The following is a 16,517-nucleotide window of genomic DNA, read 5'->3' on the forward strand; positions in this document are numbered from 1 at the left end:
TGCGCTAACTTTACCACGGCGGAGGTGGGTATGGACCTCAAGTTGGCCGGTTCCGTGGCGTTGGTCACCGGGGGATCCCGGGGCATAGGCCTGGGCATCGCCCGCGCTTTGGCCGCCGAGGGTTGCCATATGGTGCTGGCGGCGCGGGGGCAGGAGGCCCTGCAAAAGGCAAGGGAAGAGCTCGCCGCCTTCGGGGTGGAGGTTTTGACCGTGGCCTGCGACCTTACCGCCCAGCAAGCACCCCAGGAGCTTGCAGAAGCGGCGCTTTCCCGCTTTGGGCGGCTGGACATCCTGGTGAACAACGTGGGGGGCAACAGGCGCAAGAGCTTCATCGAAACCACCGACGAGGACTGGGACTTCCTGCTGAACCTCAACCTCCTGGCCCACGTGCGCCTGACCCGGGCGCTTTTGCCCGCCATGCGGCAGCAAAAGCGAGGGGTGGTGATCTTTGTGAGCTCGATCTTTGGCCGGGAAGCGGGAGGGCGTGAGCTTTCCCTTTACAACACCACCAAATCCGCGCTCATCTCGCTGGCCAAGATCCTGTCCTTGGAGGAAGCACCCTACGGCATCCGGGTGCTCTCCGTGGCCCCGGGGTCCATCCGCTTTCCCGGCGGCAGCTGGGACCGCCGGGCGCAAGAAGACCCGGAAGGTATTGCCCGGTTTGTGGAGCAAAACCTGCCGTACGGGCGGTTTGGCACGGTGGAGGAGGTGGCGGACGTGGTGGCGTTTTTGGCTTCCCCCCGGGCCTCGCTGATCACCGGGGCGTGCATCACCGTGGACGGTGGCCAATCCCGCTCCTTGATTTAAGAAAACCGGGTGAGGGTTACAACCAGCGTGCGGGAGGTCACGTCCCCCTGGTGCCACTGCACCAGGATCGGGCTCTGGTAGCGCCCCTGCACGATGGTGGCCGGGGGTTCCGCCACTCCCGGAGCCACCAGGAAGCTAACCTGCTTGCGAAGTCGCAAAAACCGCGAGGCGGCACCGCCAGTGGCCCGCACGATCAGCCGCTCCAGGGCCGATTGGGAAATGCGCAGGGCCTCCATCAGCTCGTTGAACATGTGGATGAGGTCGTAAGCCGCGTAAGACCGGGTTTTTTCCGGAACCGCCCGGGGATCGGCCAAGATGTGCTTGCCTTTTTCCACCATGAAGCGGAAGGGGTCCTTCAGCACCTCCCGCAGGTCGTGCTTCATGAGCAGGGTTTCGTACTCGTTCACGGTCAGGCCGGCGTGGCGCTCCTCGGGGGCTAAAGCCACGTCCAGCCGCCCGGTTTCGATGCGGTGCTGGGCGATGAGGTCCTCCACGTAGCGGAAAAAGCCCACCTTGGGGTCCTTGAGGTTGATGGAATCCACGGCGTGGTGGGAGACCGGGATGCTCACCCGCTCGCGGACCACCACGTCCTCGCGGTTGTAGCCCACCACCGTGGTTTTGCGCAGCCGGGCGCCGCTGCGGTGCACCCCGTCCAGGTCAATGAAGAAAACCGGGTTGCGGCTGGGGTTGAGGTACGTCACGCAGTTTTTAAGGCCGGAGCCAATAAAAGCCAGGTGGGAATCGGCGTTGGCCGGCTCTTTTTCGCGCTCCTCTTCGCTCAGCTCTTCCCGCAGCTCCATGCGATCGTGGAGGTAGGGGGCTTCGGGGGGAAAGAGGCGCTGGAAGCTGCGCACGAAGCGCGCCACCGCTTCCGGCTGGTAAGCCATGCGGGCGCACAGGCTCTGCTCCAGATAACCGGCGGTGGTGTGGTAGGAGCAGTAAAGGGCGCGGGGGTAGGAAGGCACAGAGCTTCCCTGCTCGGCAAGGAGCCGGTTGACGTCAATGATGTCCAAGCGGGCCCGGGGCCTAAGCTCCAGGGTTGCGGCTGCCGGTAGGGCCATTTCCCCCTCGCAAGCGCAAGTTTAGGTTCTAGAAAGCGTTGGGGCAAGGGTTTTGGGGCGAAAGGAGCTGGCGAAATTCTTGGGCGTTGTCCAGGGCGTAGCCTCCCACGTCGTTGTTGAAGAAGGCGTACACCTCGGCTTGCCCAACCAGCACGCTTCGCACCCACTGGGCGTAGTCGGAAAGCTGCTCACGGGTGTACCTGGAAGCGTAAAGCGCCCCGGGGCCGTGGAAGCGCAGGTACAAGGGCCAGGCGGTCACCACCCTGGCGGTGGGGTACCTGCCGCCGGAGTCGGCTACCACCAGCGGCAAGCGCTTCCGGGTGAAGAACTCCAGGGCTTCAGGGGTAAAAAAGCTCTTGTGGCGTGCTTCCCAGGCCAGGGGTGGCAATCCGCGAGGCAGAGTGGCCACAAAGTCCTCAAGCAGGGCGGGGTCGAAGCGGAGGCTGGGGGGAAGCTGGGCTAGAAGCAGCGCCGGTTGCAGCTCGCCTACCAGCTCCACGACCCTGGCAAGCTCGGTTTGCGTGTCCCGCAGCCGCTTTTTGTGGGTGATGCTTTGATGGAGCTTGACCGCAAACCGGAACTCGGAGCCTACCTTTTGCCGCCAGGAACGCAGGGTGCTGGGGCGGGGCCAGCGGTAAAAGGTGACGTTGAGCTCCACCGCCGGAAAGTGCTGGGCGTAAAAGGCAAGAAAGTCCCGGGAGGCAAGCTCCTGCGGGTAGAAGCGCCCGCGCCAGGAGGGGTAGGAAAAACCGCTACAGCCCACAAAAAACGGCATGCTTTAGCTCTGCTCTTCCGTCTCCAAAAGCTCCGGAGCCACCTCCCCTTCCGCCACCGGCTCTGCCGGTCCGGAAAGGCGCAGGGGGCCCCAGGGGTCGCGAGCCAGCGGCTCCACCTCCAGGACCCGCCCGGAAGCGGTGCGCACCGCCACCGGTGGGGAAAGCCAGCCCTCAGCCAACGCCACGCAGGCTGCCGCCACCGCCCCTGAGCCGCAGGCCAGGGTTTCCGCCTCCACGCCCCGCTCAAAGGAGCGCAGCGCTAGCTCCCGCCCAACAACCTGCGCAAAGTGGACGTTGGCACCTTCCGGGCCCAAAAGCGGGTGGGCACGTAAGGCCGGGGCTTCTTCCAGCGGGCAAGACCAAAAGTCCTGCCAGCTCACCGGCACCACCAGGTGGGGAACACCCACCTGCAGGAAAAAGCCCCGCAAGGTCTTTTGGCCCACAGGAAGCTCCAACCAACCCACCACCGGCTGCGGTGCCGGCAGCTGGAGGGTGACGCGGTTTTGCCCAACTTCAGCGGGGATGGGGGCAAAGTCGGTGTGGAGCACCATGGCCGCCAAACCCAAGCGGCGGAAGGCAAACGCCGCGGCGCAGCGGCTGCCGTTGGCGCAAAAGGCCGCTCGGGAGCCGTCGCGGTTGAAATAGAGGAGGCGAACGGTGGCCTGGCCTTCGGGGACCAAGAGCAGCACCCCGTCGGCGCCGATGCCCATCTGCCGGTGGCAGAGCCTGGGGGCCCAGCGTGGCAGGTTTTTCTCAAGCTCCGGGCCGTCTTCCGGCAGGAACAGCAGGAAGTCGTTGCCGGCCCCGTGCCACTTGGCAAACCTCATGATCCCCCTCGCGCCGTGCAGGTGGCTTCTGCCGATTCGTTGCCCTGGCGGTCGAAAGCCTTCACCGCGTAGGTGAGCTCACCGGTGGGCGGGTTTTCGTCCACGTAAGAAGCGCTGGCCCAATCGTCGCTCAAATGCTGCCAGCTCCCCTCCCCCAAGCGCCGGAAGACCTTAAAGCGCACGCCCTCCTCCGCGCCCGGGTCCCAGCGCAGCACCACCCGCCCCGGCTCGGGGAGGCACACCAGGTTGCTGGGCACGGGAGGGGGAAAGGTGTCCCGGTAGTCCACGGCCACCTCGGGGCTGGCCGGGCCGGTCACCTGCCGGACGGTGGTGCGCACGCGGTAGGCGTAGCGGGCCCCCTGCTGCGCGGTGGTATCCAAATAGCGGGGCGCAGCCAGGTTTTCCGCCAACACCTGCCAGCTTCCCTTTTCCTCCTTGCGCTCCACGCGGAAGCTGGCCTCGGCCGGTGCTTCCCAGCTTAACGCCACGCCTTCGGCCAGAGGCTGGGCTTGCAGGTTGGATGGTGGCGGCGGCGGGCTTTGCACCTGGAAGCTCACCACGTTGGAGAAGTCCGAAACCCCACCTTTGGCCCGGCGGGAGCGGACCGCGTAAAGCAAGGTGGGAGCCGCCTGCCCGGCGGGAAGGACCGCGCTTTCCCGGTATTCCAGGGTGGAACCGCGGGTGGCGGCTTCCAGGGCCTTGCCGCTCAAGCGCGCCACCTGCTTGCCGCGACCCAGGATGAGCTGGCGCTTGAGCTCCACCGCTTGCGGGCCCTCCAGGCTCTTTTCCTGCCCGGGGGGAACCTCGGTGAGCCACACCTCCACCGCCTCCAAGTCCCGGAGGGGCTGGCCGGAGCGGGTGAGCGCCGGGTAGCTCCAGCGCAACACCACCTCGTTTTCCTCTTGGCTGGCCACCAGATCGGTGGTGGTTTCCGGCACCTCCCGCAGCGGCGGCAGCGGCGGACCCTTGCGCCCACAGGCGGCCAGCAACACCAAAAGCAGCAAAAGCGCTCGTCTCATAGGATGTACCGGGCCAAATCTTCCTGCTGCAAAAGGGGCGCCAAGGCCTGGCGCACGTACTCCGCGTCCACCACCACCCGGCTCCCGCTGCGCTCGGGGGCGGTGAAGGAAACCTCCTCCATGACCTTTTCCACCACCGTCACCAGCCGGCGCGCGCCGATGTTTTGACCGCTGCGGTTGAGCTCAAAGGCAATGCGTGCCATTTCCGCCGCACCGTCGGGGGTGACCTCCAACGTTACCCCCTCCGTGGCCAAAAGCGCCTGGTGCTGCTTTAAAAGCGCGTGCTCGGGCTGGGTAAGGATGCGCAAGAGGTCGTTTTCGCTCAAGGGGGAAAGCTCTACCCGCACCGGGAAGCGGCCCTGCAGCTCGGGGATCAAATCCGAGGGCTTGGCCACGTGAAAGGCCCCGGCGGCAATGAACAGCACGTGGTCGGTGGCCACCGGCCCGTAGCGGGTGTTGACGGTGGTGCCCTCCACCAGGGGCAACAGGTCCCGCTGCACCCCTTCCCGGGACACGTCAGGACCGGCGGCGGGAGTTCCCCGGGAGGCGATCTTGTCAATTTCGTCCAAAAACACGATGCCCGACTCCTGCGCCCGCCGCACTGCCTCCCGCTCGATTTCCGCCTTGTCCAAGAGCCGCTCGAGCTCTTCGGTTTCCAGGATCTTGCGGGCTTCCGCCACCGTAACCCGGCGCTGGGCCCGCTGGGCGAAAAGCGGACCAAAGGCCTCCCGCAGGGAAAGCTCCAGGCTTTCCAGCCCTTGACCGCCCAAAAAGGCAATGTTGGGGGCGCGGTTTTCCGTGACCTCCAGCTCCACTTCCTGTTTTTCCAGCTGCCCTTCGCGGAGGAGCCGCTTGAGGGAGCGGCGGGTTTCCTCAGGGTCGGAGGCGCCTTTCGGCATGAGCAGCTCAATGAGCCTTTCCTCGGCAGCCCTTTGCGCGGCGACCCGCACCTTGGCGGCCTTTTCCTCCCGCACCAGGGCCACCGCCGCTTCCACCAGGTCCCGCACGATGGAGTCCACGTCCCGCCCCACGTAGCCCACCTCGGTGAACTTGGAGGCCTCTACCTTCACGAAGGGGGCGTTGGCCAAGCGGGCGAGGCGGCGGGCAATTTCGGTTTTGCCCACGCCGGTGGGCCCAATGAGGATGATGTTGGCGGGCATGACCTCCTTTTGCACCTCGGGGGGAAGCTGCTGCCGCCGCCAGCGGTTGCGAAGGGCAATGGCCACCGCCTTTTTTGCCGCTTCCTGCCCCACGATGTAGCGGGAAAGCTCGGCCACGATGGCTGCCGGGGTCAGGGGTTCGTTCACGGCACCACCTCCACGGTAATGCGGTCGTTGGTGTAAAGGTCAATGCCGGCGGCAATGCGCAGGGCTTCCCGGGCAACCTCGGGAGCCGGGAGGGTGGTGAACTGCACCAACGCCCGCGCCGCAGCTAGCGCCAAGGGCCCGCCGGAGCCCACAGCCAGAATACCGTCATCGGGGACGATCACCTCGCCGCTTCCCGACAAGAGCAGGAGCTTGTCGCGATCGGCCACGATCATGAGCGCTTCCAGATGCCGTAAGGCACGGTCGGTGCGCCAGTCGCGGGCCAGCTCCACCGCCGCCCGTTCCAGGTTGGTGCCAAACTCCTCCAGCTTGGCCTCAAACCGCGTAAAAAGCGCGAGCGCATCGGCCACGGAGCCGGCAAAGCCCGCCAACACCCGTCCGCCGGCTAGCCTCCTGAGCTTGGAAGCCCCATGCTTGAGCACCGTGCTGCCCAGCGTCACCTGCCCGTCGCAGGCCAGGGCGGTGACCCCCTCCCGCCGCACGGCGCAAATGGTGGTGTGATGAAAGTGCTCCATGGCTGCCTCCGCCAAACAGTAATTGTCGCACGCCAGAGTGCCGGGGGTGGGAATTCCCGGCTTGGTTCGGCGGTTAGCGAAGTACAAGAACAGCAGCACAACCGGCAAGGCGAGGCGGTTGGAAGGGGGGTAACGATGGCAAGACTGATAGCAGGGGCGGCCCTGGCGGTGCTGTTGCTTCCGGCCCTGGCTTGGTCCCAAGGCAAGGCCCTGGCCACGGCGGAAACCAACTGGAAAGCCACAGCCGAGCTTTACGAGTGCAAGCGCAAACAAGGGGTGCTTACGGTCAAGGTCCGCTTCAAAGCCACTGCCGATACCAAAATCGAACTCCCGCACAACCAAACTTACGTGGTGGATGTGGGCGCAGGGAAACAGTACGAGATCCTGCGCGACAGCGACAAAAACGCCATTGCCACCCGCTCCGAGCACTACGGGGACCGGGCTCTGGTCTACCTCAAATCGGGAGAGACCTTTACCGCATGGTGGAAGTTTCCGGCGCCGCCGGCCAGCACCACACAGGTAACGGTTTCCCTGCCCGGCTGCGAGCCCTTCGAAGACGTGCCCATCAGCGATGTCCGCTAGGGTCTTTTGTGGCCTCGTGGGGCTGTGGTTTGCTGCGTCGCTGGCGAGCGCCGACGAGGAACCGCCCGATGCCCAGGCCCGGGCGGTGGCAGCGCTGCCCAATGCCCGAGTGCTCCAGCTGGTGCTGCCTCCGCCAAAGGTGATCGTCGGAATTGCGGGCAGTAACGGTTCAGCCAAGGCGGTGGCGGGGAGTGCTACCGGTCTGCAGCAGGTCCTTGCCGATCTAAAGGCCCGCACGGTGGGCCAGGAGATCCGCATTGATTTGGCCGCCGACGTGCTTTTCGACTTTGACCAGGAAGTGGTTCGGCAGGAAGCGGCCGCGACGCTGGCCAAGGTGGGCGAGGTGATCCGCGCGTACCCGGGAGCTCGGGTGCGGGTGGAAGGGCACACCGACAGCATTGGCGACGAAGCCTACAACGTGCGGCTTTCCGAGCGCCGAGCCCACGCGGTGGTGGAGTGGCTGACCAGCCGGCATGGGCTGCCGGCTGCGGCGTTTGCGGTCAGGGGTTGGGGTGAGAGCAAGCCGGTGGCCGGCAACACCAAGGCCGATGGCAGCGACAATCCCTCGGGCCGCCAAAAAAACCGCCGGGTGGAAATCGTGGTGGTTCAAGGGCCGTGACCCGTTTTCGGGAATACCGCTGCCTGTTTGCGGTTCTTCTGGTTGCTTTTCCAGCCTCTGCACAGTTACCCAAGGGGCGGGCAACCCCCCAAGCGCTCCCGGACCTGGTGATCACCCGAGGGGGGGAGGTACTGAAAGGCCAGCTCCTGGGTTGTGTTGCCGCAAGCTGTTCCCTGGGCGGGGTGGCCCTTGACCGGGCCGAGCTGGCGTGGATTGGCTTTTCGGTAGCTCCGCCCCCGCCGGCGCCCACCCAAACCGCTGTTGACGAGGTGCACCGGAGCGACGGCCGTGTAGAAGTGGCAAAGCTCGTGGGCATCAACTCCCGGGAGGTGGTAACCGAGCGGGGCTCATTCCCGCGCACCGAGGTGCGGTGGATACACCTTGCGCCTCCGCTACCATCGTCGCCCGGCCCGGGTGCAGGCTCTCACGTCCAGCCCACAGCACCGCCCGGGAGTCACCCCACGCCGGCACCAACAGCGGTCCCAACGCCCGGCTCCCCGCAGCCTACCCCGCGCACCACGCCGCAACCTTCGCCGGTGCCGACACCTCGGCCAACGGCGGTGCCTTCGCCGCCCGCCAACCCCACCCCTCCGCCGCTGTCCCCCGGCTACGGTGAACGCGGCGCCCTGTGGCTTGGTGAGGTTCGGATGCGTCACTATGGCACCACTGAGCACGGGTATCGCTTCGACCTCAGCGTCACCGTTCAGGTACGGCTCCGCGAGCGGCGTTTGCCGCTACTCTGCCGGGCGGGAACAGGGGAGGGGTTCATGCGGGTTGGGACCCTGGTCCACCTCGATTACGAGGGGACAGGGTTGGAGAGCCACTTCCGCTACGAGAAGGGAGCTGCCTTTTGCAGTGGCAGCGGCAGCTCTCTACTGGTCCGGCCGGAGCCGGGCGTTGCCAATTCCTCGGTGATTTTCGTCAAGGCGGTGAACATCGACACAACGGCTTGCCTCGGTTTCGACATACCGCTTGGAGCGAGGAGCGGCGCTTACTTCTTGCACTTTGATTCCAAGGACCAGCTACCCTACACGTGCACAGAACCAGGTGTTGCCGCCACTTCCCACCAAATGGAGTTTGACGGTCCTTCTGTGGGTGTCCACCTGGGGGCCCCGGCCGCGGAGTGCGGCGACCAAGAAGTACGTCGGTTGGAAGCGGACGGCACGATCATGCGTGGAAGCTATGCCACACGCTGCATCGGGTTACTTCGGACTGTGAGCTGGAGCGTTTGCCGGGAGGGTGTGCGTTGCCCTCCCCCTCCGGAGTTTCCCTCAGGAGGCCCAGGAGCAGAACCTTCGGAAGTGCCGCCCACCCCCGATCCCTGCGGCGACCTGGCGAGAGACCAAGCCAACGTGGATGTTCTCTGGGAGCAGCGCCAGGCCTATGCCCAGGCCCTGGAGCAGGACTGGCAACGCCTTCAGCAGGCGCACCAAGCAATGCTGGGCAATTTCGAGGGGTACAAGGCGTTGCTGGACGCCTGTGCCATCTGGGATATCGTAGGGGAAACGATGGAGGGAGGCGCGGGAAACGCCGGCGAGCTGGTGGAGTTCATCACCAAGCTAGTAGGTGGGGATTTATCGTACCTGGTGCCCAGCGACACCTGGGGACCACTGGCGGAAAGGCTGGTGGACGCCTTCCCCAGCGAAGCCAACTGGGCGGGGAACATGCGATCGCGGATTGAGGGTTGCGGGGCGCCGGTGGGTCATAGCCTCAGGCGGGCCGCGCTGGATTTCGTGAGCTCCTGGGAGCAGGTACGCCAGCTCATGCCCCAGGTGCAGCAGCAAATCAACCGCATCCGCGACAAGGACCTGCGGTACTGGGAGCAGTGGAACCGCTTTTACCGCAGCTGCCGGCAGTGGGCTCAGTGCAAGGGGCTATCCCCGGAAGGTTGCCCGCCACCACCGGCACAACCCGCCGGCCCCATGCCGCGTCCCTCGTTCCCCTAGCCTGCCGCGGGCGACCGCGTCGGAGCCGTACGCAAAAAAAGTTGTAACGGGCGTCCGGAACCGAACAAGCTTTCCCGGCCAAGGCGTAGCTGAGGAAGCCGCTTTGGGCCTGGCTAAGCCTTGGGATGGGCTTTGCGGTACACCTCCATGAGGTGGGCGAGGTCCAGGTGGGTGTAGCGCTGGGTGGTGGACAGGGAAGCGTGGCCTAAAAGCTCTTGGATGGCGCGAAGATCCATGCCGGCTTCCAAGAGATGGGTGGCGAAAGCGTGGCGCAAGGTGTGGGGGTGGATTCTGTGAACGACCGCCAGCTGTCGCACCGCCCGCTCCAGGATGCGCCGCAACGAGCGGTCGGAAAGCCTCCTCCCCTGGAGGTTCACGATGAGCGGGTCCCCGTCCTCCTCGTGCACCTTTTGCCGCAGCTCAGCCCGCACCGGAAGGTACGCCCGCAGGGCCTTTTCCGCTTCCCGGCCAAAGGGCACGATGCGCTCCTTCCGCCCCTTGCCCAGGACCCTCACCAGACGCCGGGACAGGTCCACATCGTCGAGGTTTAACCCCGCCAGCTCGGAAGCTCTCAGGCCACAGCCATAAAGCAGCTCCAGTGCCACCCGGTCCCGCAGCCCCTGGGGGGTGGCAGGCAGGGCTTCCAGCATTTCCGAAAGCTGGGCTACCGTGGGCACCTCGGGGAGCCGCTTGGGGGCCTTGGGGGTGGGCACCACCCGGGCAGGGTTGCTGGCCACCACCCCCTCCCGGGCCAAAAACCGGAAGTAGGTGCGCACCGCCGCCAAAGCCCGCTGGAGCGAGGTACGGGCCAGCTTCCTCTCGTGCAGGTGGGCAAGGTAAGAGCGCACCGCTGCGGGGGTCACCGCTTGGGGTTGGGAAAGGCCAAGCTCGCTTTGGCAAAAGGCGATGAACCCCTCCACTTCTCGCAGGTAGGCGCGGAGCGTGTGCGCCGAGTAGTTGCGTTCGTGCTCGAGGAACGAGGCAAAGCTGTCCACTTGCCAGGACACGCGGCTATTGTAAGGTACGGGCAGGTATGCTACCAACGTGTTACGAAAAGGCACGGTTTTTGCTCAAAGCGCCAGCAGGAGGCCGGGCCATGAAACGCAACGTCTTTGGTTCTTCCGTGCTTTCATGGGCAACTTTGCTGGTGGCTGGCTCTATTGCGGGGTGGACGCAGGAGCTGCCAGCACCGAGGTTTGCGGAAAGGGCCGACGTTTTAGCCGTTTCCGTGTGGATTCGCGGGCAGGGGGAGGGGCTGACCAAGGAAAACCTGGAGGTGCTGGTGGACGGCCAGCCGGTGCAGGTGCTGGCTTTAGAACCCCTCGCCAGTGCTGCCTTGCCGCTGAATACGCCCGCCAGGGCCGAAGCTCCCTCTTTTTCAGGTTCCGTGCCCCAGGGGGCTACCGCGACGCCGGCTGCAGCTTCGCCACCTACCCGGGAAGTGGCGGTGGTGATTGCCGCACACCTTTGCTCCAAGTTTTGCCGGGCGGAGGCCTCGCGGGTGCTGGCCCGGGATGCGGAAAGCCTGGTGCGCTTGGGTCCGGTGCGTGTGGTGGTGGCCCGTTTTTCTGGACCGCAGGAACTGGCCCGGGGCGTGCGGGACGCCGAGGTTCTGCGGCGCTTTGCTCAGGACGAGCTGCCCAAGGTGTGGGTGGAAAACACCTTTCGGAAGGAAGTTGATGCCCTTTCTTTTGAGGTCTGGCGCCGATGGGGTGACCCCGGCCGCTTCGGCCCAGGTATCGGCGAGGTGAGTTTTGGCCTCCGGACGGCGGCCCGTTTGCGCCTAATCCAAGAGCAAATCCAAATGGCTGTGGCTTCGGGAAAGCAAGCACCTGCCACTGTTTTGGTGCTCTTTAGCGATGGCTTTGAAGCTTTCCCTTCCCGAATTTGGCCGCGTTTTATGGCGGGGATGCCCGGTGCCCTGGACGCCCCCTGGGAGCAAGCGGCCCTGGCTTTGGGGGACCCAGCTCAACCAGCTGGTGACGATCCGGCAGCGTGGTTTGCCCGCCATTTAGCGGCGGAGGGGGTGGTGGCGGTGCCTAACTTTTTGGGCACTGCTGGCAATGCCTTTTTTCCGGGCGCCGCCGCCAGCTCGGGGGCGTGCATGGTTCAGGAGTTCATGACCGTGGGTTACGCTCCCAAAACTTCACTGAAAAGCATGCAGCTGCTCCGAAGCCCTGGTGAGGGTTTAAAGGTCCTGGCCGCCGAAACTGGGGGCGCCGTGGTTCCTGCAGGGGAGCCGCTCACCGCGGTGTGGTCGGGGTCAGATCTTTACCTTTTGACGTACCAGGTGGGAGGGGTTCCCGATGGCAACCTCCATCGCCTGGAGGTTCGCCATCGCGATGGGCAAAGGCTGTGGGCCCCAGCCTACGTCCGCCACGGGGCTGCAAGCCTGGGGGACGAAGGGGCCGCCCGGGCGCTTCTGGCCTGGGGGCAGACGCCAGGGGAGTTGCCGGTGACCGCCGAACTTTCCGCGTTGCGGGGAAGCGGGAAGAGCAGGGAAACCACGCTTACGGTCCGAGCCGATTTTTCTTCCGTGGTTACTACCCTTCGCCAGGTAGGTTTGGCGCAGCTGGCGTTGGTTGTGGCCGTAGACCTGGGTGACCCGGATCCGTTCCTTTACCGTGCCGAATTCCAGGAGGACGTGCGCGCCGAGGAGGGGGCAACGTGGACCTTCCAGGGTCCCATGCGGTTGCCCACGCAAGCCCGCAAGCTGGCGGTGCTGGTGGAGGAAAAGGGCACGGGAGCCCGCGGAGGCACGGTGCTGCCAATCAGGCAAGAACGCTAAAGAAAGCTGGCATCTGAAGGCGAAGCTCAGCCCTTGGGGGCTTGTGTTTCGCCGTCGCTTGCCAGGAAACCTCTGGCCTGCGCTTCGGCCACCAGCTTCTGGACCACCTCCCAAAGCGCCGGGCTTCCCGCTGCCACTTCCGCATTGCGGGCCAAAACCTGGCTGGCCCGCACCCCGTGCTCCTGCCAGGAGCGGCCCTCGGTGGCCACGTTCAAAAGCACCGGCAGGAGGCGGTCCAGGCTGCGGGCAAAGCGGGCTTCGGGGCTTGTACCGGCGGAAAACTCCTGCCAGAGCTCCCACCAGTGCCGGCTTTGATCTTCGGGAAGCTGAGCAAAGAGCTTTTCCGCCGCTTGTTTTTCCTTTTCTTCCTGCTTTTTGCGGGCGTCTTCGTCGTACACGTAGGTGTCACCGGCTTCGATTTCCACCACATCGTGGATCAACAGCATTTCCAGCACCCGCAGGAGGTTGACCGGCTCTTTGGCGTGTTCCGAAAGGAGCATGGCGGCCACCGCCACGTGCCAGGAGTGCTCGGCGCTGTTTTCGTGCCTGCCGGCCAGGGTGTAGCTCTGCCGCTGGACCTCCTTGAGACGGTCCAGGGTAAGCAAAAAGGCCAGCTCCCGACTCAAGCGCTCCATGCGGCCTCCGGCGCTGGGTTTGCGGTCGGTCGGGGAATGGGGACGTCCAGTTGGGCGCGCCAGGCGAGGATGGTTTCCAAAGCCACCTCCACCGCCCGTCGCCGCCGCTGGCTTTTGTCTCTGGGAAGCGCCACCGGCGGGTCGGTCATGAGCCCCCAGGAAGCGTTGGCGGGTTGAAAGCGCCTCGGGTCCCGCTGGGTGAGGTGGCGGATGAGGCCGCCGTGGGCGGTCCAGGGTGGGGGAGGCGGGAGCTCCACCCCCAGAAGCGAGGCCAGCGTAAAGAGGGCGGCAAGCAGGCCCGTGGCTGCCGATTCCACGTAGCCCTCCACACCGGTGATTTGCCCCGCCAGGCGCACCCCGGAAAGCCCGCGCAGCTCCAACTTCTCGGTGAGGAACTTGGGGGCGCAAATGAAGGTGTTGCGGTGAATCATGCCAAAGCGCACAAAGCGGGCGTTCTCCAGCCCGGGGATGAGGCGGAACACCTCCCTTTGGGCGGGGATGGTCATGCGGGTCTGGAACCCCACCAGGTTGTAGTGCTCACCGGCCAAATCGTCCTTGCGCAGCTGAACCACGGCGTAGGGCGTGGTGCCGGTTTTGGGGTCCACGAGCCCCACCGGCTTCATGGGTCCAAAGCGCAGCGTGTCCACGCCGCGTTCCGCCATCACCTCGATGGGGAGGCAGCCTTCGAAGTAAGGGATGTCCTCCTCGAAGGGCTTGAGCGGCACTTTTTCTGCCGCCCGAAGCGCTTCCACGAAGCGCAGGTACTGCTCCCGGCTGAGCGGGGCGTTGAGGTAGTCCTCGCCGCTGCCCTTGCCGTAGCGGGAAGCCCTAAACAGCTTGCCCATGTCCAGGGAATCGGCGGCCACCACCGGAGCGATGGCGTCGAAAAAGCTCAAGGAGCCTTCCCCCAGAAGCCTTTCCAGCGCCTGATGGAGGGCTTCCGAAGTGAGGGGGCCGGTGGCCACGATGGCCGGGGGCGCCGGCAGCTCGGTGACCTCCTGGCGCAGGACGGAAATCCGCGGGTGCTGCTCCACCGCTTGGGTGACGGCGCGGGCGAAGCCTTCCCGATCCACAGCCAGGGCGTCCCCCGCCGGCAAGCGGTGGGCCCGGGCGCAGGCCAAAATCAGGGAGCCCAGCGCTTCCATTTCCCGCTTCAAAAGCCCCACCGCGTTTTCCGGGTTGTCCGAGCGCAGGGAGTTGGAACACACGAGCTCCGCCAGGCGGTCGCTGTGGTGGGCGGGGGTGGGCTTGGCCGGGCGCATCTCGTAAAGCACCACGGAAACCCCGGCCTCAGCAAGCTGCCAGGCCGCTTCGCAGCCGGCAAGGCCGCCCCCAACCACCGTCACCGCAGGGAGAACGCTCACCCGTTCTCCTCGGGGCTCACGATATGACCGCAGGTCTTTTGGGCACACTGAAGGTAAACGCCCCGGCGCACCGATTTCTTCTCCAGCATGAAAGGTGCCCCACAGGAGGGGCAGGCGTGGTTTACCGGCTTGGCGGGGAGGGTGAAGGTGCATGTGGGGTACTTGCTGCACCCCCAAAAGGAGCGGCCCCGCTTGGATCGTTTTTCCACCAGCTCCCCCTCCCCGCACTGGGGACAGCGCACGCCCGATGGGGTGTTGGGGGAGGCGGTTTTGGCGGCAATCCGCTGCGTTCCTTTGCACTCCGGGTAGCGGCTGCAGGCCCAGAAGGGGCCAAAGCGGGAGCGCTTTTTCACCATGGCCGCCCCGCACAACGGGCAGGTGGGGGCCTCCTCCCCGGTGTCATCGGGCTCGCGGGTGGTCTTGCAGGTGGGGTAGTTGCTGCAGGCTAAGTACTCCCCGAAGCGGCCAAAGCGCAGCACCATGGGAGCGCCGCAGGTGGGGCAGGTCTGGTCGGTGACCACACCGGCTTTGGCGTCCTCCATGGTGTGTTTGGCCTTGGCCAGGTCCTGCTGGAACGCCCGCCAGAAGCTGGCAATGGCTTCCCGCCAGGGTTTTTCCCCTTCGGCAATGGCGTCCAGCTCCTCTTCCAGGCGGGCGGTGTAGCGCTCGTTGATGAGGTCGCCAAAGCTCTGGGTCAAAAGCCGGGTGACGAGCTTGCCCAGCTCGGTGGGGATGAAGGTGCCCTTTTCCTTGACCACGTAGTTGCGGTCGGAAAGCGTGGCAATGATTTGGGCGTAGGTGGAAGGACGGCCAATGCCGTTTTCCTCCAGCGCCTTGACCAGCGTGGATTCGGTGTAGCGGGGGGGCGGTTGGGTGAACTTCTGTTCGGCTTTGAGCTCGCAAAGCGTGAGGTGCTGGCCTTCCTCCAGCGGCGGTAGCTTGGCGGTTCTCTCCTCCCCCTCTTCGCCTTCCTCCGGTTCCCGCTCTTCCCGGTAAACCCGCAAAAAGCCCGGATCCACCTCCACTTCCCCTTTGGCCTTAAAGCCGTAGGGCCCGGCTTCCACCAGCACCTCGGTGACGTGGAAAACCGCGGGTTTCATTTGCGAAGCCACAAAGCGCTGCCAAATGAGCGTGTAGAGCTTGAGCTCATCCGGGGAAAGGAAGGCCTTCAAGCTTTCCGGGGTGCGGGTGACGTCGGTGGGGCGGATGGCCTCGTGGGCGTCCTGAGCGGCCTGGCGGTTCTTGTACACGTTGGGCTTTTCCGGCAGGAAGTCGGGGCCAAAGGTTTGGGCGATGAAGGCGCGAGTGGCCTCCACCGCTTCTTGCGCCACCCGCACCGAGTCGGTGCGCATGTAGGTGATGAGGCCCACCCGTTCCCCCGCCACCTCCACCCCTTCGTAGAGCCTCTGGGCAATTTGCATGGTCTTGCGCACGGGAAAGCGGAAGCGCTGGTAAGCGGCTTGCTGCAGCTTGGCGGTGACGAATGGGGGCGGGGCGTGCTGCTGCCGCTTCTTCTTGGTGACCTTGGCCACGCGGAAGGGCAGCGAGGAAACCTCGCTCCGGACCGCTTCGGCGGTGGCTTGATCAGCGATCTTGAGCTTCTTGCCGTTCTTGAGCGCCAGTCGAGCGGCAAACTGGGGGGGCACCGCGGCGGCCAGCACCGCATCCAGGTTCCAGTACTCCTCGGGAACAAACGCGGCAATTTCCGCTTCCCGATCGCAAATCATCTTGAGGGCCACCGACTGCACCCGTCCCGCGGAAAGCCCCCTTTTCACCTTTTCCCAAAGCAAGGGGGAAAGCGTGTACCCCACCAGCCGGTCCAGCACCCGCCGGGCCTTTTGCGAGTCCACCAGGTGGGGGTCCAGCTCCCGGGGGTGTTCCAGGGCTTTCTTGACGCCCTGCTTGGTGATCTCATGGAAGAGCACCCGCTCCACCGGCTTTTGGCTTCCCTTCAGGAGCTCGGCCACGTGCCAGCCGATGGCTTCCCCCTCCCGGTCGGGGTCGGTGGCCACCAGGATCTTTTCCGCTTCCCTGGCGGCCTTTTGCAGCTGGGCCACCACCGCTCGCTTGCCCGGGAGCACCTCGTAGCGCGGCTCGAAGCCCTTTTCCAGATCAATCCCCAGCTCGTTTTTGGGCAGGTCGCGCACGTGCCCCACCGAAGCCACCACCCGGAAATCCTTCCCCAGGTAGCGGCTTAAGGTCCTGGCCTTGGCTGGGGACTCCACAATCAAGAGCTTCTCGCCCACGTTCCCT

General features: G+C 65.3%; 15 protein-coding genes. 5 read left to right on the forward strand and 10 right to left on the reverse strand.

Features of this window, described 5'->3' with window-relative positions; translation table 11 throughout:
• The first annotated feature begins 30 nt into the window (after nt 1–30).
• A complete protein-coding gene (locus EG19_RS00605; RefSeq protein WP_038046275.1) occupies nt 31–807 on the forward strand; it encodes an SDR family NAD(P)-dependent oxidoreductase in 777 nt (258 codons plus the stop codon).
• Here the strand turns inward: EG19_RS00605 and EG19_RS00610 are convergent.
• From EG19_RS00610 to hslV, 6 genes are read right to left on the reverse strand one after another with little or no spacing between them, the layout of a single operon-like run.
• Nucleotides 804–1,868 carry a hypothetical protein gene (locus EG19_RS00610; RefSeq protein WP_038046277.1) on the reverse strand — a complete coding sequence of 355 codons (1,065 nt, stop codon included), beginning with the start codon at nt 1,866–1,868 and terminating at the stop codon, nt 804–806. The genes EG19_RS00605 and EG19_RS00610 overlap by 4 nt on opposite strands.
• 28 nt (nt 1,869–1,896) lie before the next feature.
• Nucleotides 1,897–2,643 (reverse strand): DUF72 domain-containing protein, encoded by a 747-nt coding sequence (locus tag EG19_RS00615; RefSeq protein ID WP_038046279.1) that lies wholly within the window; start codon nt 2,641–2,643, stop codon nt 1,897–1,899.
• A 3-nt stretch (nt 2,644–2,646) separates the two neighbouring features.
• Complete coding sequence (dapF, locus tag EG19_RS00620) at nt 2,647–3,471, reverse strand: diaminopimelate epimerase (protein ID WP_053334705.1); 825 nt, start codon at nt 3,469–3,471, stop codon at nt 2,647–2,649.
• Nucleotides 3,468–4,490, reverse strand: coding sequence for a fibronectin type III domain-containing protein (locus EG19_RS00625; protein ID WP_038046280.1), 1,023 nt, complete (start codon nt 4,488–4,490; stop codon nt 3,468–3,470). Before EG19_RS00625 ends, dapF begins: the two co-directional genes overlap by 4 nt.
• Nucleotides 4,487–5,797, reverse strand: a complete 1,311-nt coding sequence (hslU, locus tag EG19_RS00630; protein ID WP_038046282.1) for an ATP-dependent protease ATPase subunit HslU — start codon at nt 5,795–5,797, stop codon at nt 4,487–4,489. The genes EG19_RS00625 and hslU overlap by 4 nt, the downstream gene beginning before the upstream one ends.
• On the reverse strand, nt 5,794–6,330 hold the full coding sequence (gene hslV / locus EG19_RS00635) for an ATP-dependent protease subunit HslV (RefSeq protein WP_038046284.1): 537 nt from the start codon (nt 6,328–6,330) through the stop codon (nt 5,794–5,796). Before hslV ends, hslU begins: the two co-directional genes overlap by 4 nt.
• Before the next feature lie 135 nt (nt 6,331–6,465).
• Between hslV and EG19_RS00640 the strand changes: the two genes are divergently transcribed.
• From EG19_RS00640 to EG19_RS00650, 3 genes are all read left to right on the forward strand, one after another.
• Nucleotides 6,466–6,912: a hypothetical protein gene (locus tag EG19_RS00640; protein ID WP_038046288.1), complete on the forward strand. Its 447-nt coding sequence runs from the start codon at nt 6,466–6,468 to the stop codon at nt 6,910–6,912.
• 16 nt (nt 6,913–6,928) lie between these two features.
• Nucleotides 6,929–7,531, forward strand: a complete 603-nt coding sequence (locus tag EG19_RS00645; protein WP_053334706.1) for an OmpA family protein — start codon at nt 6,929–6,931, stop codon at nt 7,529–7,531.
• Nucleotides 7,532–8,772: 1,241 nt separating this feature from the next.
• Nucleotides 8,773–9,477 (forward strand): hypothetical protein, encoded by a 705-nt coding sequence (locus EG19_RS00650; protein ID WP_152543828.1) that lies wholly within the window; start codon nt 8,773–8,775, stop codon nt 9,475–9,477.
• A gap of 113 nt (nt 9,478–9,590) precedes the next feature.
• Here EG19_RS00650 and xerC read toward each other — a convergent pair whose 3' ends face one another.
• On the reverse strand, nt 9,591–10,484 hold the full coding sequence (gene xerC / locus EG19_RS00655) for a tyrosine recombinase XerC (RefSeq protein WP_038046292.1): 894 nt from the start codon (nt 10,482–10,484) through the stop codon (nt 9,591–9,593).
• Between the two features lie 89 nt (nt 10,485–10,573).
• On the opposite strand from xerC, the gene EG19_RS00660 reads away from it, so the two are divergent.
• Nucleotides 10,574–12,265: a hypothetical protein gene (locus tag EG19_RS00660; protein ID WP_038046295.1), complete on the forward strand. Its 1,692-nt coding sequence runs from the start codon at nt 10,574–10,576 to the stop codon at nt 12,263–12,265.
• A 26-nt stretch (nt 12,266–12,291) separates the two neighbouring features.
• On the opposite strand, the gene EG19_RS00665 is transcribed toward EG19_RS00660, so the two are convergent.
• Genes EG19_RS00665 through topA form a run of 3 tightly spaced genes read right to left on the reverse strand, consistent with a single transcriptional unit; the run spans nt 12,292 to nt 16,510 of the window.
• Nucleotides 12,292–12,900 (reverse strand): HD domain-containing protein, encoded by a 609-nt coding sequence (locus EG19_RS00665; RefSeq protein ID WP_038046297.1) that lies wholly within the window; start codon nt 12,898–12,900, stop codon nt 12,292–12,294.
• Nucleotides 12,888–14,264: a methylenetetrahydrofolate--tRNA-(uracil(54)-C(5))-methyltransferase (FADH(2)-oxidizing) TrmFO gene (gene trmFO, locus EG19_RS00670; RefSeq protein ID WP_038046300.1), complete on the reverse strand. Its 1,377-nt coding sequence runs from the start codon at nt 14,262–14,264 to the stop codon at nt 12,888–12,890. Before trmFO ends, EG19_RS00665 begins: the two co-directional genes overlap by 13 nt.
• Nucleotides 14,261–16,510 carry a type I DNA topoisomerase gene (gene topA, locus EG19_RS00675; protein WP_038046302.1) on the reverse strand — a complete coding sequence of 750 codons (2,250 nt, stop codon included), beginning with the start codon at nt 16,508–16,510 and terminating at the stop codon, nt 14,261–14,263. The genes trmFO and topA overlap by 4 nt, the downstream gene beginning before the upstream one ends.
• Nucleotides 16,511–16,517 lie beyond the last annotated feature (7 nt).

The organism is Thermoanaerobaculum aquaticum, from assembly GCF_000687145.1.
Taxonomy (GTDB): domain Bacteria; phylum Acidobacteriota; class Thermoanaerobaculia; order Thermoanaerobaculales; family Thermoanaerobaculaceae; genus Thermoanaerobaculum; species Thermoanaerobaculum aquaticum.

What these genes read in the sequence shown, in the direction of transcription:
- dapF (WP_053334705.1), bottom strand. Translation starts at nt 3,471, where the DNA reads ATGAGGTTTGCCAAGTGGCACGGGGCCGGCAACGACTTCCTGCTGTTC.
- EG19_RS00665 (WP_038046297.1), bottom strand. Translation starts at nt 12,900, where the DNA reads ATGGAGCGCTTGAGTCGGGAGCTGGCCTTTTTGCTTACCCTGGACCGT.
- EG19_RS00605 (WP_038046275.1), top strand. Translation starts at nt 31, where the DNA reads ATGGACCTCAAGTTGGCCGGTTCCGTGGCGTTGGTCACCGGGGGATCC.
- hslV (WP_038046284.1), bottom strand. Translation starts at nt 6,330, where the DNA reads ATGGAGCACTTTCATCACACCACCATTTGCGCCGTGCGGCGGGAGGGG.
- EG19_RS00610 (WP_038046277.1), bottom strand. Translation starts at nt 1,868, where the DNA reads ATGGCCCTACCGGCAGCCGCAACCCTGGAGCTTAGGCCCCGGGCCCGC.
- EG19_RS00615 (WP_038046279.1), bottom strand. Translation starts at nt 2,643, where the DNA reads ATGCCGTTTTTTGTGGGCTGTAGCGGTTTTTCCTACCCCTCCTGGCGC.
- EG19_RS00625 (WP_038046280.1), bottom strand. Translation starts at nt 4,490, where the DNA reads ATGAGACGAGCGCTTTTGCTGCTTTTGGTGTTGCTGGCCGCCTGTGGG.
- EG19_RS00660 (WP_038046295.1), top strand. Translation starts at nt 10,574, where the DNA reads ATGAAACGCAACGTCTTTGGTTCTTCCGTGCTTTCATGGGCAACTTTG.
- EG19_RS00640 (WP_038046288.1), top strand. Translation starts at nt 6,466, where the DNA reads ATGGCAAGACTGATAGCAGGGGCGGCCCTGGCGGTGCTGTTGCTTCCG.